Raw genomic sequence first — 16,186 nt, forward strand, 5'->3', positions numbered from 1 at the left:
AAAGATAATAAGCTTAAAACGCATGAAATAAATAAATTTTGTCAACATAATAATTACCTGAATATACAGATATATAACTCTGATTTAAATTAAATACTCAAGAACTTTAAACTTGAAGACCTTCTCTAATACCCTTCTCCAAACCTGTTAATTGCGCAAGACCCATTGCTCTACCGATTAAGGAATAACCAGAATAAAACTCATTTTGGCGCCTATTATCATCTAATAAAACATGACCATGATCCGGTCTCATGGGAATACGAACAATACCATTGCCGGTCTTTTTACGTATCTGTTGTTGCCTTATAATAGCATTCATCACTTTTTCAATTGGCACAGAGCCGTTAAGATGATCTGCTTCATAAAAACTACCATCTTCTTCTCGCATGACATTTCTTAAATGGATAAAGTGAATCTTTTCACCAAAATCATCGATTATCTTTACCAAATCATTATTTGCAGATGCACCTAACGAGCCAGAGCAAAAAGTAAGTCCATTACTTGGCGATGGGCAACATTCTAATAAAAATTTAATTTCTTCGTAATTAGAAACAATTCTTGGTACGCCAAATACAGAAAATGGTGGGTCATCTGGATGAACAGCCATACGGACACCAATTTTTTCGGCTTCAGGAATAACGGCATTTAAAAAATAGGATAAATTATCTTGAAGTTGTTTTTTAGAGATTTTTAAAACTGTAGCATGATTGGCTTTAAAATCTTCTAATGCGATTAGCTTTCTAGAGCCCGGCATTCCGCACAAAATGGATTCTTCTAGTTTCTTTTTTTCCGTGTCAGTAAGTCCATCAAAGTAAGTTTTCGTTTCATCATATACTTCTTTAGTGTATGATTCTTTTGCGTTTTCCCGTTTCAATATGAACAAATCAAAAGCTGCCGCAGAAATGGGGCAATATCTTAAGGCCGATGCACCTGTTGGTAAAATAAAATCCAAATCGGTACGTGTCCAATCTATCAATTGCATAAAATTATAGCATACATCGTATATGCCGTTTTCAGCAAGATTTTTAAGCGTTTGAATGTAATTCGCAATATAGGTATCCCTTTCAGGTAGTCCGAATTTAATTGCTGTATGAATATTCACACTTTCAACTACCGCCCATTCCATACCTTGGGCCATAATTTCAGATTTTAATACAGCAATCGTTTCTTTTGGCCATACTTCGCCAATCGGAACTTTTTGACATGCAGCTACAATTCCCTCTACACCTAACTGTTTTATATTTGGTAAGGTTACTCCGAATTCAGGACCGAACCAGCGGAAGGTTTTCTTTAAATAATCCATACTTTTTACTTACAAATAAATGATTCTAAAGGATGTTACCTTTATAAACACTCAATACAATCGATTACAAAATAAAGTATTTATATACGATTCAAAAGCTATAAAACCGTATAGTTAATTCTATATGAAACATTGTCTATACACCTGAAAATGAGCTAAAACCGCCATCAACGTCGTAAACACTACCTGTAACAAAACTAGAAGCGTCACTTAACAAATAGTGTACCATACCATTAAGTTCTGAAGCATCACCAAAGCGCCCCATTGGTGTATTTTTAATTATACTATTACCCCTTTCTGTATAAGTGCCATCTTCATTAGTTAGCAATCTTCTGTTTTGATTACCAATAAAAAATCCTGGCGCAATTGCATTCACTCTTATTTTATCTCCGTGTTTAGAGGCAAGCTCATTCGCCATCCATTTTGTGAAAATATCTATAGCACCTTTTGCCATTGAATAACCCAATACCCTAGAAATACTTTGCTTAGCGGCCATTGAAGAAATATTTATTATAGAACCATAACCCTGTTCTACCATTAATTGGCTCAATATCACTGTTGGAATCACAGTACCGAATAAATTAATATCGACTACTTTTTGGGTATCTCCCATTGCTATATCTTGAATTGTCTGATCAGGTTTCAATGTTGCTCCTGGTATGTTACCTCCAGCAAGGTTTACGAGTCCGTCTAAATGTTTAAATTCCTCTTTTATTTCTTTCCTTAATATAGTAAGTTGCCCCTCATTCATAACATCTACCTTGAAAATATGGGTGCTGTTGGTTACTATGGCATTCAATTCATCTTGCTTAGCCTTTAACTTGTCTTCTGACCTACCAAGTAATAATACGTTTGCCCCATTTCTAACAAGGTATTCAGCGATTGAACCTCCAAGAGTACCAGTACCTCCAGAAAGTGCGTAATTCCTATTTTTTAAAGATAATAACTCGTTCATATATTTATTTTACTTTTATTCTAAAGAATTTAATTCATAATTTATTAATGCCAATAATGTAGACTGCTAAAACACCTCTAATACCTTATCTACAAAATGAAATTCTATAGTTTTCTAAGGATAAAACACGTAACTTATTTACTATTTACCTATGCTACGCCAAGTTAAGGGATTTCTTAAAATGAAGTCGTGAATTATAGACTTTATAAAAATTGGATGCCCTATTTATTACCTGAATTCAATTATTACAATCATTGAACGATTGCTTTTTTACCCAATAAAATTATTAGTATCATAAAAGTAATGCCCATTCTAGTATTTTCTAATATAGAATAGTTTATTTCCTCTCTACACCTGTAACTTTGCCAACTATTTCTATAGACCGTGAAGAAAGCATTACTCTTTATGATTATAAGTACGTTTTCATTTAGTTTAATGAATTCGTTTGTAAAATACCTCAGTCATTATCCGACCTTTGAAATTGTTTTTTTCAGAACAGCTGGCTCATTACTATTAGGAACTACCTATATTTTAATTAAAGGAATTCCCATCTTAGGTAATAGTAGAAGATTAATGATTTTTAGAGCTTTAGCAGGTATAACAGCTATGAGTCTCTTTTTTATGTCGTTGCAATATTTACCTGTAGGTACAGCAGTTTCCCTAAGATATCTGGCACCAATATATGCCGCAGTTTTTTCTATTTTTTTACTAAACGAGAAACTAAAAACTATTCAATGGTTTCTTTTTTTATTAGCATTTAGTGGAGTACTAATTTTAAAAGGATTTGACCAAGAGCTCAATACAACAGGCTTGTTGCTAGTTCTAGTTGCTTCGGTTTTTAGTGGACTGGTTTATGTTCTTATCCGTAAAATTGGTAATAGGGACCATCCATTAGTAATTGTAAATTACTTCATGTTTATCGGCACAGTGATTGGCGGTATATTAAGTATAAATGGCTGGATACAACCAAAAGAAAATGATTGGTTATTACTATTAAGCCTCGGTATTTTCGGATTCTTCGGACAAGTATTCATGACCAAAGCTTTTCAAATAGCTAAGACCAATTTAGTTGCTCCACTTAAATATATAGAAGTAATATTTACGATTTTGATAGGGGTTACTTGGTTCGATGATATATATTCCATTTGGAGCCTAATGGGAATTCTAATGATTATCGCCGCCTTGGTAGCCAATGTGATAATTGGTAAACGATGAATAAATCTGTTATATATCAAAATAAAAAAGCCACCGAATACAAAGTTACGGTAGCATAAAGTTATGGTCAGAAATTTCTATTATTTTCGAGCAGATTCCTGCTCAGCTAAACTATTATTAACATCATTTAATGAGTTTACTATTACAGTTGTTACCTCATCTTGTATCTCCTCAGAATAGTTTAAATAATAAATAGCAGACAACATTAGTGTTAATGCTAACACTAGATTCACAATAATTTTAGAATCGAAGAAATTATCTATTTTGTCCATATCAGTAAGTGTCTGGTTTACAGTAGTAATATAAATTGAAAAAAATTAATTAACAAATTTTTAAGAAAAAAATTAAAATAATTTTTTTCCTAAAAACAGTTGCTACTTTAAAGAAAGATAAAATATCAACTTTTATTTAACTGATTTACAAAACGTTAGAATGCAAATACATTAAAATTCACATCAAAAAAGATACATTAGATAATTTATCATTTCTAATTTTACAGTGACAGTTGAATCAAAAAAAATAAAACATATGAAAATCTTAAAATCTATTACGTTAACTACACTGCTATTTTTAGCCATTGGTCTAAATGCACAAAATAAGAAAGACCAAAAAATAATAAAAGATGCAAATAAAGCTAAAGACAAGCTAATGAAAATGGAAGTGGGCCTAGACCTCTTTTTTAAGAATTCAGCCGGATACGTCGTATTCCCTAATATTGGCAAAGGCGGATTCATTATTGGTGGCGCTTCTGGAAATGGAGTAGTTTATGAAAACGGAACTATGATAGGAATGGCCAATTTAAAGAAATTAAGTATAGGTCTACAAGCAGGTGGTCAAGCAATTACTGAAATTATATTCTTTGAAACAGAAACCGACTTAGCAGAATTTAAAGAAGGTGATTTTGAATTTTCAGCTGAAGCTTCTGCAGTTGCTTTAAAATCTGGTATTGCAGTAAATGCCAAGTATAGAGATGGCGTTGCAGTTTTTGCACTACCAAAAGCAGGGCTAATGGCAGATGCATCAGTTGGGGGTCAAAAATTCGATTATAAGCCAATGATGAATTAATCCATTTAGAAAGAAATAAGAGAGCCGCCTAATTGGCGGCTCTCTTATTTATAATATTATCCATTTTTGGTAAAACCAGAGTAACAGGTCATTCCACCATCAACAAATATGGTCGTTCTATTTATATATTCATCTGATGCCAACCAACTGGCTACACTACCAATATCATCAGAAATTCCAATTTGTTTGTATGGAATTAATTTCAACATACTTTCCCTATCCTCTTTAGTACTCCAAACATCTTTATAATATCTGTTTTTATAGCACTCGGTGATATTGAGTACAACGTATTTATCTGGACCGTATTCTTGACAAATAGCTTGCATCAACATTACCAAACCTCCTTTAGATGTGGCATAGTTTGCATGGCCTGCCCATGGAATTACTTCATGTACAAATCTCATGTGAATTATCTTTCCCAAAAGATTTTGAAATCTCTTCTTACAATCCCTTCTTTTAAATTATAGAATTGCTTTTTTTAGCACAAAAAATCTGCCCAGTTAAATAATCATCTATAACCCGTTGTAAATCCTTCAATGGCATTTCGTGTAATATATAAATGAAAAAGTTGATAATGCTCTCAAATTCTGAGAACACTATCAACAATTAATTCCCATTAAAAGTGATACTATTTACCGTTAAAAAATATCATAATACCTATAACAATAAATATAATTATAATGGAAACCGTTACATCGACCCAATTATAACTACTCTTGTTTTTATTCTTTTCTTCTTCGGTTATGGTGCCAAAGGTTAGGTTAACAATCTGCTCCTTATCCGGTGCTTTTGTCAATAAACTAACTACTACCATGAAAATCAAGCAGAACAAGAAAAACCATGCGCCAAAGGTCAAGAAATTCATGTCTCCTAAATAATATAGCATACTATCGGCATCTAAATTATGTTTTACCAACTCTAAGGTTATTCTTAAAAAAGCAACTATAATACCCATTACCAAAGTATAAAAGGCCCCTGTTGAATTTATTCGCTTATAAAAAATACCTAAAAGAAAAACAGCTGTAATTGGTGGGGCTATATATGATTGTACACTTTGTAAATACTCATATAACACTCCAGATATATTTGCCATAATCGGAATCCAAATAATACCGATAATAACAACGAAAACAGTTGCTATTTGTCCCGTTCTCACTAATTTTTTCTCTGGTGCATTAGGTCTCAATTTTTTATATACATCTACCGTAAACAATGTAGAACATGAATTAAAAACCGATGCCAAAGAACTCATTAATGCTGCCAATAACCCAGCCGCTACAAGCCCTCGCAAACCAGAAGGCAATAAATTACTCATCAAAACCGGAAAAGCTTCATCAGCACTCTCCCACTCCAATTCACCCCGCATCTTTAACGTCAATGCTATAACCCCAGGGATTAAAAATAAAAAGACTGGTAAAAGCTTTAATAAGGCCCCAAAAATAGTACCCCGTCTACCCTCCTTAATGTTTCTTGCAGTTAAGGTTCTTTGCACAATGTATTGATCCGTACACCAATACCAGATACCTACTATGGTACTAGTGATGAAAAGCGATGGCCAAGGAAAATCTGGATCTGTTGCCGGTCTCCACATATTAAAATATTCAGGTCCTAGGGTATCTACCATACTTCCCCATCCCCCAACTTTATCTAATCCGATAAATGTCAAAACGGCGGCACCGATAACCAATAAAATTGCCTGTAAGGTTTCAGTATAAACCACTGCACGCATTCCGCCTAAAACCGTATAAATCCCTGTTAAGACAACCGTTGCAATGGCACCCGTCCAAAAATCAATACCCAATAAGGCAGAAACTACAACACCTCCAGCATATATGGTCACAGAAATTTTAGTAAGTACATACGCAACTATGGAAAAAATGGATAATACCCATCTTGATCTAGCATCAAAACGTTTCTCTAAAAATTCTGGCATTGTAAACACCCCACTTCGAGCGTAAAAGGGAAGAAATACCCAGCCCAACATCAAAACTACCCAAGCATGTATTTCATAAATAAGCAAGGGAAGTTTATTACTGGCACCCGTACCTGCTAAACCAACTACATGCTCAGAACCAATGTTCGATGCAAATATCGAAGCACCCACCACAAACCAACCTACATTTCTACCTGCTAAAAAATAATCTTCTGTATTGTCTTCTTTCTTTCGAATAACCCAAACGGCTATTCCGACCAGTAATAAAAAATAAAGTGAAATACTGATCCAGTCTAAATTGTCTAATTGTTGCATGCTAATGGTTTATTTGGTAGAAAACTTAAAGGTAGTTTTGGTTGAATATTTATCTCCCGGTTCTAAAGTAACAGAAGGAAATTTTGGTTGATTTGGAGAATCTGGATAGTGTTGTGTTTCTAAACAAAAGCCGCTTCTCTTTACGTATGTTCCTCCGTTTGGTGAAGGTAACGTTCCATCTAAAAAATTACCAGTGTAAAATTGTATGCCAGGTTCATCGGTTAAAACCTCTAAGGTACGGCCAGACTCTGGGTGAAATGCTTTAGCTACTGAACGATAACCCGATTCATAGTCGTTCAACACCCAACAGTGGTCAAATCCACCTCCTAGTTCTATTTGTTCATTTTCTGCATTTATGTCTTGGCTTATTAGTTTTGCCTTTCTAAAATCGAAAGGTGTACCTTCTACAGTTGCTAAATCTCCTGTCGGTATTAACCCACTATCCACAGGAATATATGTTTCAGCATTAATTTCTACTTCATGATCTAGAATCGTTTGTGAAAAATCACCAGAAAGATTAAAGTATGAATGCTGGGTAAGGTTAACGACAGTAGTTTTATCTGTAGTAGCTTCGTACAAGACGTCTAAACTATTATCAGGATTTAATGTATAAGTTACCATAGTAGTTAAGTTACCCGGAAAACCTTCTTCCATATCCTTACTTAAATAACTAAGCTTTAAAACCCCCTTATCACCCTCATTTACCTCTAATACCTTCCAAACAACCTTATCAAAACCCTTTACTCCTCCGTGTAAACTATTTTCACCATTATTCTTGGCTAATGTGTAATCGGTATTATTTAAGCTGAATTTTCCTTTTGCTATTCGGTTACCATAACGACCTACCAATGCTCCAAAAAAAGGATTTTCTTTTTCATATTGTTCTAAATTCTCAAAACCTAAAACAACATTCTCTAAGTTTCCTTTTTTATCTAAAGATTTTATAGAAGTAATACGGCCACCATAAGTTATGATATCAACCTCAAATCCACTTTTATTTTTAAGGGAAAATAATTCAACTGTCTCACCACTTTTCGCTACCCCGTAATCACTCCTTTCAACTTTGATTGTCTTAGCCACTTCTTTTGACATTTCTTGGTTGCCTTCTTTCATAGTTTTTTCCTTACAGTTAACGTTAAGTATCAATGTACCTAACAACACAAATAAATAACAGATTTTGGTGAATGGTTTCATATTTTAAAATTATTACAAATTATTTTTGAATAGATGAAAATAAGCCTCATTGGCATTTAATTGATTTTTAAATTCCCGAATCGTTGTATTCTTATCGATTACTACCAATTCAATACCTGCCATTTCTGCAAAATCTTCCATAAATTCAGTAGTCAACGCTTGAGAATAAACAGTATGATGAGATCCCCCAGCCAATATCCAAGTAGTAGCTGCAATCTCTAAATCGGGTTTCGCATCCCAAAGTACTCTTGCTACTGGCAAATTAGGCAATTTACCCATCGGTTCTACAGCCTCCACTTCATTGACCACCAACCTAAAACGATTACCTAAATCTACTAGTGACACATTAATTGCAGGTCCTGCAGGTGAATTAAAAACCAAACGTACCGGGTCTTCTTTACCTCCTATGCCTAACGGATGTACTTCACACGATGGTTTTGCATCTGCAATGGATGGACAAATCTCTAACATATGAGACCCCATAACATACGCCTTTTCAGGAGTAAAATGGTAGGTGTAATCTTCCATAAAAGAAGTTCCACCATTCAACCCTTTAGCCATAACTTTTAAAGCACGTAACAAAGCAGATGTTTTCCAATCTCCTTCGCCACCAAAGCCATAACCATCGGCCATTAATCGCTGTGTAGCAATACCGGGTAATTGTTTCAACTCTCCTAAGTTTTCAAATGTATCGGTAAAGGCTTTAAAACCGCCTTCATCTAAAAATGCCCTTAGCCCTAATTCTATTTTTGCTGCATCAATAAGTGATTCTCTTTTTTCTCCACCACTTTTTAGCTTTTCACTTAACACATAACTATCCTCGTATTCTTTAACCAAAGCATCTACTTGCTTTTGGGTTAACTTATTTATATGTTTTACCACATCAGATGAGTCATAACCATTTACAGAAAAACCAAATCGTAGTTGCGCTTCTACCTTATCACCATCTGTAACCGAAACCTCTCTCATGTTATCGCCAATTCGTGCAACGGTAAGATTCTGAAATTCATCCCACCCTAAAGCAACACGCGCCCAGTTTCCTAATTTTTGTTGAACCCTTTCTGTCTGCCAATGTCCGACAATAATTTTTCTATTTTTACGCATACGAGTCATCATATGACCAAATTCTCGATCCCCGTGTGCTGATTGATTAAGATTCATAAAATCCATATCAATGGTTTCCCATGGTAATTCGGCATTGTATTGCGTATGTAAATGACATAAGGGTTTATTTAAAACACTCAAACCTTTAATCCACATTTTAGCAGGAGAAAACGTATGCATCCACGTAATTACCCCAATACAGTTTTTGCTTGAACTTGCTTCTAGGCAGATATCTGTAATTTCGTTTGGAGTTTTAACCGTAGGTTTATAAACTATACTAACAGGAATTTCTTTTGAGAAGTTAAACCCATTTACAATGTCTTGAGAATTTTCTGCTACTTGTTTAAGAGTATCAGGTCCATATAAATGCTGGCTGCCAGTAACAAACCATATTTCCTTTTCCGCCATATTTGTAATCATAAATTTATTCTAATTATTATTGTCCGTAATAGGCATTTTTACCATGCTTACGTTCGTAATGTTTTTTTATTAAAGCATCTTTTAATCTTACCGCATTTGGGTTTATTTGCAGAGTCAAATATGCCATTTGTGCTACAGTTTCTAAAACCTTACTGTTATAAACAGCTTTAGCTGCTGTTTTACCCCATGCAAAGGGTCCGTGATTACCGATCAAAACCATTTCAACCTCTTCAGATGACAGGTTACGTTCTTTAAAACAATCAAGAATCTGAATACCTGTATTATGCTCGTAGTTACCTTGTATAAGGCTATCTTTCATAGGTTCGGCGCAAGGTATATCTGCAGTTAGATGATCCGCATGCGTTGTACCGAATACGGGAATATCTTTTTGGGCTTGGGCCCATGCTACTGAATACATAGCATGTGTATGTGCTATACCACCAATATGATTCCAGTTTTTATATAAATAAGCATGTGTTTTTGTATCAGAAGAAGGCCGCAATGTCCCTTCTACAATATTGTTTTCATAATCTAGGATAACTATATCTTCTGGCTTTAACTTTTCGTACGGCACACCACTTGGCTTAATTGCAAAAACTCCATTTCTCCTATCAACGGCACTTACATTACCGAAAGTATAAATAACAAGCCCAAGGCTATTAAGCTCAATATTTGCCTCAAAACATTCTTCTTTAAGAGTATTGTATTTTGAAGTCATTCTTTATTTTTTTTAACTGAACTTTCAATGAACTCTCCTAACGCTGTGTAAGAATCCATTAATTTTTCATAGGTTTCAATTGTATCTTTTTGAGGGTTATATTCTGCTTCGAACTCACTACCCATATGGGTACTTGCCTCCACAACATTTGAATAAATGCCCGATGCTACCGCTGCGTAAATTGCTGCACCTAATGCAGGTGCCTGGTCTGAAGCGGCCACCTTAATTGGCATGTTCATCACATTCGCTAAAGTTTGCATTATAAACGGTGATTTTCTAGCGACACCCCCAATACCGATAACGGTATCAATTTTCACACCTTCTTGTTGAAAACGATCTGCAATCATTTTTGACCCGAAACATATGGCATTTACCAAAGCCTTAAAAATATGAGGTGCTTTTGAACCTAAAGAAAGATTTGACAGGGCACTTTTCAAGTTCTGATTGGCGTCTGGTGTTCTTCTGCCATTTATCCAATCTAAGGCTGTAGGTATACTTTCCGATAACGGAATAGCTTCTGCTGCATCAGATAATTTTCTAATGAAGTCGTTCTCGATTTCATTTTTTAAATCTATTTTTTGCTGTTCCGACAAAATAGTTGATGTCATCACCAAATTATCAATGGGCCAATCTAGCACATCTTTAAACCAAGCCAGCAAATCGCCAAAGGCAGATTGACCAGCCTCCAACCCAATCAAACCAGGTATTACAGAACCATCGACTTGACCACAAATACCTTTAATAGTTTTCCCATTAATAGCATCATTAGTTGCCACCATAATATCACATGTAGAGGTACCCATTACCCTCACTAGGGCATTCTTATCTATTTTGGCACCTACTGCTCCTGAATGTGCATCGAACGTACCGACCGCGACAACGGTGTCTATAGTTAAACCAAGTTTATCTGCCCATTCTTGACTTAAATTACCCGCAACCTTATCAGAAGTATAGGTTTCGTCATAGAGATTATCTCTTAAATCTGCCAGATAAGGGTCTACCTTTTCTAAAAATTCTTTAGGCGGAAGTCCGCCCCAGCTATCATGCCACATGGCTTTGTGTCCTGCAGCACATCGACTTCGTTTAAAAGATTTTAAATCTTTATTTTCTATTAACAGATAGGTCATTAAATCGCAATGCTCCATCCATGTGAAGGCATTGTTTTTCACTTGCTCATCTTCTTTTACTACATGGGCAATTTTCGCCCAAAACCATTCAGATGAGTAAATACCTCCTACATATTTAGTGAAATTTTCGCCGCCCCAATTCTCGCCTAATTCATTAATCTGTTCAGCTTCTTTAATTGCAGTATGGTCTTTCCAAAGCACCATCATCGCATTAGGGTTTTCAGTGAAACCATTTACAAGTGCTAACGGAGTACCGTCTTTGGTTACTGGTACCGGTGAAGAGCCTGTGGTATCGATACATATTCCTTTTACCTCTTTCGGGTTTACTTTACTCTGATTTATAACAGATTTTATGGTAAACTCCAAACCTTCAATATGGTCAAGTGGATGTTGTCTAAATTGATTAATAGACGGATTACAATACTTTTCATCAATCCATCTTTTATACCAGTGGACTTCGGATGCAATCTCTTTTCCGTTTTCAGAATTTATCAAAACAGCCCTAACGGAATCTGAACCATAATCCAACCCAATTACATAACCTTTCATTTATTCAATTCAATTTTTACAAAGTAAATATAAGTAATAGATTTTATAAGTGTCAACTATACACTTAAATATTTAATTAGACTTAAATTTAATGTCATTAATTTTTAAAAAATACATGTACAACTATAAAAAGTTCCATATCCTGTGATAAAAAAAAGCTTTAATTACCATTTAAAATTTAAAAAAGATATTCCTTGTCTTGGCAATGAAATCTCTAGTACTGTTCTACCCTCTTTTATGTTGACCCATTGTGGAGAATTAAGTAATTGAAGTTGGCCAGCTTTTTCAAGTTTTTCTATTTGCTCTTTACTTGGGTTTTGAGGTGAGCCCATTTCTTTCCAGACCGTATAAGAATTACTGAATTCTTGATCTATTCGGTAATGCGTTAATAAAGCTTTACCTGTCAAAATATTACTAATATTAATTTTTACGTTTTCTGGAGCTACGTCTAAATCATTTTTATCATGATAATTCCACACCATAACAGATAGGGAGCGATCATCTACTGCGGCCAGTGCATTAATATCTGAATTCTCACCTCTTACCTTTTTATTAATTATTTTATCGTAATCGTACAACATTTCATCTTGAGATACTTTCACTCTTTGCCCCTGCATCATTCCAAACATTCTAAAAACATTCAAAACAGGTTTATTGACACCATTCGTTGCCATATCTCTAAAACCTGCATACCATGGTTGGTCTTCAAATTCAAAGCCCCAAGTTACCGCACCTAATAAGTTGACGCCATAATGGTCAGCTAATTCATATTTTCTCGCAAATGAAGCAGCGGTATAACTCGCATATAATGTTCCGTTTCTATATGCGTTATATGGATAATCAGCTTCTGAACATGCTGCACAACCCTCTGGATCCGATTCTCCTATTATAATGGGCAAATGTTTAAACTCTGGATACGATGCTACAATCTCAAACCCTTTACCTATATCTTTTAACTGCGCACTCATATCCATATGTACTACATCATCAATAACTTTAGGACTACCTTTCGCGTGAAAGGTTATAAAATCTAAAGGAGAACCTTTTTGACCTGTCGCATAATTTTTTCCAGATTTTATATGATCTAAAAATGCTCTTAGAAATTCTTCAGATTTATCCCATGCAGGACCCGTTACTTCTGGACCTCCTACTAATGCCGTTGGCAAAGCACGTTTAACTGCATCTACGCTATAATCGTATAGTTTAATATATTCTTCGGTCGTTCCTTGCCAATACCCAATATTAGGTTCGTTCCATAATTCCCAATACCAGCTTTCAACTTCTTCTTTGCCATAGCGTTCTACCGAATGCATTACCCATTGGTATACAAGTTCTGCCCATTTCTCATAATCATTTGGCGGATATGCCCAACCTGTATAAATATCTTCATAAGCTGCACCAGGTTTCCAATAATGACGATAAGGAACTGGTTTGCTCGACAAAGCTTCTGGCATAAATCCTATTTGTGCCATAGGTTTCATTCCTCGTTCAATATAGGTATCAAATATTTTGTCTACAATCGTCCAGTCATAAATGGGGTTCCCATTTATATCTTCGGTATATGCATTAGTTGACCCCCATTTTAAACCGTGAGTTCCCTCACCCGTTACTAGTAAACTATGAGTTCTAACAAAAACCGGAACAGCACTTAATTCTGAAATCTCTGAAAGAAGTTTTTCACCATCTTTCATGTAGGTATAATTCGGCTCATCATAACCCCACCAAGACCAAATTGGATTTAATGGCCCCATTTTTTCGCTTGCGTCTATTTGTATTGTAGTAGAAGTACTTTGACACAATCCAATATAAAAAGAGAAATGTATTGCTGCTAAAAAAAATAATTTAAATATTGAATTAATGTCCTTGTACTTCATAAAGCTTTTTATTAAAATCAGTATTTCATAGCCTATTACCTCTATTCATTTTATTGTTTTGGTAGTATTAACCAACACAAAATTCTACTTTTAAAACAATATGATATTTGTTAGTAATATTCGAATATAGGTTTACCTAATTCGTTAAATTTCACTTCCATAACTCTTGCATGTCTATTATGATCATATAACGGGTCACCGATTATTTTTTCATAATCTCTAGCGTGATAAATGCTTAAAGGAGTACCATCTTCTGCTACTGTAAAACTATTATGGCCTGGACCATAAATATTTTTTTCACTATTGGTTTTAAGTACTGGCTGTCTTGATTTTTTCCACGAATTTCTATCTAACAAATCTGAATTTTCGTTGGCTTCCATCATACCCATACAATAGCATGCACCTGTAGCACTAGCCGAAAAAGTAATATAGATTTTACCCTTATTTTTTATAACTGCCGGACCTTCGTTTACCCAAAAATCAATTCGTTCCCAGTCATAATCTGGCGTTGTTAACATAAACTGCACTGATTTCAATTTAATAGGCGATTCCATTTCGGCTAGATATAAATTAGAGGCCGCAAATTGCCCTCCGGTTTTTTCAGCCCAACAAAAATATCTTTTCCCATTATTTTCAAAGACAGTGCCGTCTAATGAAAAATCAATAAATGATTTATTGTCACTATCGGCTGCTTGCATTTGACCAAGCTCGACCCATTCATCTTGTAATGGATTTTGTCCTGTACATTCCAAAACATAAGGTCTTAATTTCCAAATATCATCTACTTCACTAGCAGCAAAATACACATACCATTTTCCATCTAAATAATGAATTTCTGGTGCCCATACATGCTGACTCATCGGTCCGGTTTCATGTTTGTGCCAAACGCTAAATGTTTCAGCTTTTTGTAAATCACTAATAGATTTAGCTCTTCTAAGTTCAATACTATCATACGTTGGCACCGACCCCGTAAAATAATAATAGCCATCAGTATGCTTGTAGATAAAAGGATCCGCACGTTGCTCTACTATAGGGTCATTTTTTCCTGTAGTACCCATTTTAAATATTCAATTTTGTTTTTATTGTTTCATAGTATTCATCGGTAATTTTATAACGGAACATAAGTCCTCCCATAATCACATGAAATACACCAGGTATAATTGTTAACATAAGCGCTATACCAATCATAGCAGTCTGACTTTGTTCACCATCAGGTACATATCCAAAAAAATCAAGCAAATAACCCACCGCAGCACCAGCTATTCCCATACCAAATTTTTGTGCGAACGAAATTCCACCAAAAGATAATCCCGAAACACGTTTACCAGATTCTGCATGACCATAATCGACTGCCTCCGCTATAGCTGACCAGAAAATAGGTGCATGAAGATCCACTACAAAAGAAAGAATGAAATAGATTATATAAGCAAGTAACATGTCACCAGGTTTTATGATTAAAAACATAATTAAACTAATGGCACCAACAGCTATTTGAGTGTATTTAAATAGTTTTACTTTACAGTAACGTTGCGTAATATATGTAGAAACCGGCATGGCCAATATAGCTGCCGCCACCCCTGTTCCCATAAAAGTAGATTGTACGCTTGCATCTCCACCCAGAAAATACTTAGCGTAAAAAATTGCAACAGAACCACGAATTACATAACCTACTGTTCCTGTAAAGCATACTCCAAATAATAAGGTCCATTGTCCATTTTTAATTAATAATTTAAATTGGTCTAACAAAGGTGTTTTATCTACCACATGTTCTACACGTTCCTTGGTAGTAAAAAAGCTAAATAAAAAGAGAAGTGTTCCCATTAACGCCATAACACCCATGGCTAATTGATAACCTCTAGCTAAGTCGTTTTTACCCAGTTTAGCTGCCAAAATAGGTACTATAATAGACACTAAAAAAGCTGCTACTTTAGCAAAAAATAATCTATAACCATTTGCCGACAAACGTTCTTTTGGATCACTTGTCAACACACCAATTAAAGATATATATGGAATGGTAACCGAAGTAAACATAATGGTTACAAAAATATAAGTTATATAAGCATATATTAATTTACCGGCATAATCGAAACTTGGTGTGGTAAATGTTAAAAAAACCGAGATACCGAAAGGTACAGCCAAGAACAAAAAATAATGTCTATAACGACCCCATCTTGTTGTAAATTTATCAGTAATCAAACCCATAAGTGGATCAGTGATTGCATCAATCAATCGCACTAGAAGAAACATTAAAGCCATGTCCGTTGCTTTTAGTCCATAGACATCCGTATAGAAAAAAGTAATAATAAGAAACATGGAAGAGATAACGACATTTACCGCGGCATCACCTGAGCCGTATCCAATTTTTTCTAGTATGCTTAACTTTTGGTTGTTCGCTTTCATTTTCAATATTTAAG

The 16,186-nt window shown here is 34.9% G+C and carries 14 protein-coding genes; 2 read left to right on the forward strand and 12 right to left on the reverse strand.

What is annotated here, in order from left to right; genetic code table 11:
- Positions 1-106: 106 nt before the first annotated feature.
- Both uxuA and AACZ41_RS11565 read right to left on the reverse strand, forming a co-directional pair.
- On the reverse strand, positions 107-1,303 hold the full coding sequence (gene uxuA, locus AACZ41_RS11560; RefSeq protein WP_339628626.1) for a mannonate dehydratase: 1,197 nt from the start codon (positions 1,301-1,303) through the stop codon (positions 107-109).
- A 136-nt stretch (positions 1,304-1,439) separates the two neighbouring features.
- Entirely contained in the window at positions 1,440-2,258 is an 819-nt protein-coding gene (locus AACZ41_RS11565) for an SDR family oxidoreductase (RefSeq protein WP_339628627.1), read from the reverse strand.
- Between the two features lie 384 nt (positions 2,259-2,642).
- On the opposite strand from AACZ41_RS11565, the gene AACZ41_RS11570 reads away from it, so the two are divergent.
- Complete coding sequence (locus tag AACZ41_RS11570) at positions 2,643-3,473, forward strand: DMT family transporter (RefSeq protein ID WP_339628628.1); 831 nt, start codon at positions 2,643-2,645, stop codon at positions 3,471-3,473.
- Positions 3,474-3,553: 80 nt separating this feature from the next.
- Here AACZ41_RS11570 and AACZ41_RS11575 read toward each other — a convergent pair whose 3' ends face one another.
- Positions 3,554-3,697 carry a hypothetical protein gene (locus AACZ41_RS11575; RefSeq protein ID WP_339628629.1) on the reverse strand — a complete coding sequence of 48 codons (144 nt, stop codon included), beginning with the start codon at positions 3,695-3,697 and terminating at the stop codon, positions 3,554-3,556.
- A gap of 304 nt (positions 3,698-4,001) precedes the next feature.
- Here AACZ41_RS11575 and AACZ41_RS11580 point away from each other — a divergent pair, with 304 nt between their 5' ends.
- Entirely contained in the window at positions 4,002-4,538 is a 537-nt protein-coding gene (locus tag AACZ41_RS11580; RefSeq protein WP_339628630.1) for a YSC84-related protein, read from the forward strand.
- A gap of 56 nt (positions 4,539-4,594) precedes the next feature.
- Here the strand turns inward: AACZ41_RS11580 and AACZ41_RS11585 are convergent, their stop codons facing one another.
- The 9 genes from AACZ41_RS11585 to AACZ41_RS11625 all read right to left on the reverse strand — a co-directional run bounded on the left by AACZ41_RS11585 (position 4,595) and on the right by AACZ41_RS11625 (position 16,172).
- A complete protein-coding gene (locus tag AACZ41_RS11585) occupies positions 4,595-4,942 on the reverse strand; it encodes an SDR family oxidoreductase (protein ID WP_339628631.1) in 348 nt (115 codons plus the stop codon).
- Between the two features lie 224 nt (positions 4,943-5,166).
- Positions 5,167-6,786, reverse strand: coding sequence for a sodium:solute symporter (locus AACZ41_RS11590; RefSeq protein WP_339628632.1), 1,620 nt, complete (start codon positions 6,784-6,786; stop codon positions 5,167-5,169).
- 9 nt (positions 6,787-6,795) lie between these two features.
- Positions 6,796-7,980: an aldose epimerase family protein gene (locus tag AACZ41_RS11595; protein ID WP_339628633.1), complete on the reverse strand. Its 1,185-nt coding sequence runs from the start codon at positions 7,978-7,980 to the stop codon at positions 6,796-6,798.
- A gap of 12 nt (positions 7,981-7,992) precedes the next feature.
- Positions 7,993-9,501 (reverse strand): L-arabinose isomerase, encoded by a 1,509-nt coding sequence (gene araA, locus AACZ41_RS11600; RefSeq protein ID WP_339628675.1) that lies wholly within the window; start codon positions 9,499-9,501, stop codon positions 7,993-7,995.
- 19 nt (positions 9,502-9,520) lie between these two features.
- Positions 9,521-10,222: an L-ribulose-5-phosphate 4-epimerase gene (locus AACZ41_RS11605; RefSeq protein WP_339628634.1), complete on the reverse strand. Its 702-nt coding sequence runs from the start codon at positions 10,220-10,222 to the stop codon at positions 9,521-9,523.
- Complete coding sequence (locus tag AACZ41_RS11610; RefSeq protein WP_339628635.1) at positions 10,219-11,898, reverse strand: ribulokinase; 1,680 nt, start codon at positions 11,896-11,898, stop codon at positions 10,219-10,221. The genes AACZ41_RS11605 and AACZ41_RS11610 overlap by 4 nt, the downstream gene beginning before the upstream one ends.
- 164 nt (positions 11,899-12,062) lie before the next feature.
- Entirely contained in the window at positions 12,063-13,772 is a 1,710-nt protein-coding gene (locus AACZ41_RS11615) for a beta-xylosidase (protein ID WP_339628636.1), read from the reverse strand.
- 110 nt (positions 13,773-13,882) lie between these two features.
- Positions 13,883-14,830 (reverse strand): family 43 glycosylhydrolase, encoded by a 948-nt coding sequence (locus AACZ41_RS11620; RefSeq protein ID WP_339628637.1) that lies wholly within the window; start codon positions 14,828-14,830, stop codon positions 13,883-13,885.
- A gap of 1 nt (position 14,831) precedes the next feature.
- Entirely contained in the window at positions 14,832-16,172 is a 1,341-nt protein-coding gene (locus tag AACZ41_RS11625) for an MFS transporter (protein WP_339628638.1), read from the reverse strand.
- Positions 16,173-16,186 lie beyond the last annotated feature (14 nt).

The sequence above is a fragment of the uncultured Maribacter sp. genome (genome assembly GCF_963974015.1).
In the GTDB taxonomy this organism is placed as follows: Bacteria; Bacteroidota; Bacteroidia; order Flavobacteriales; family Flavobacteriaceae; genus Maribacter.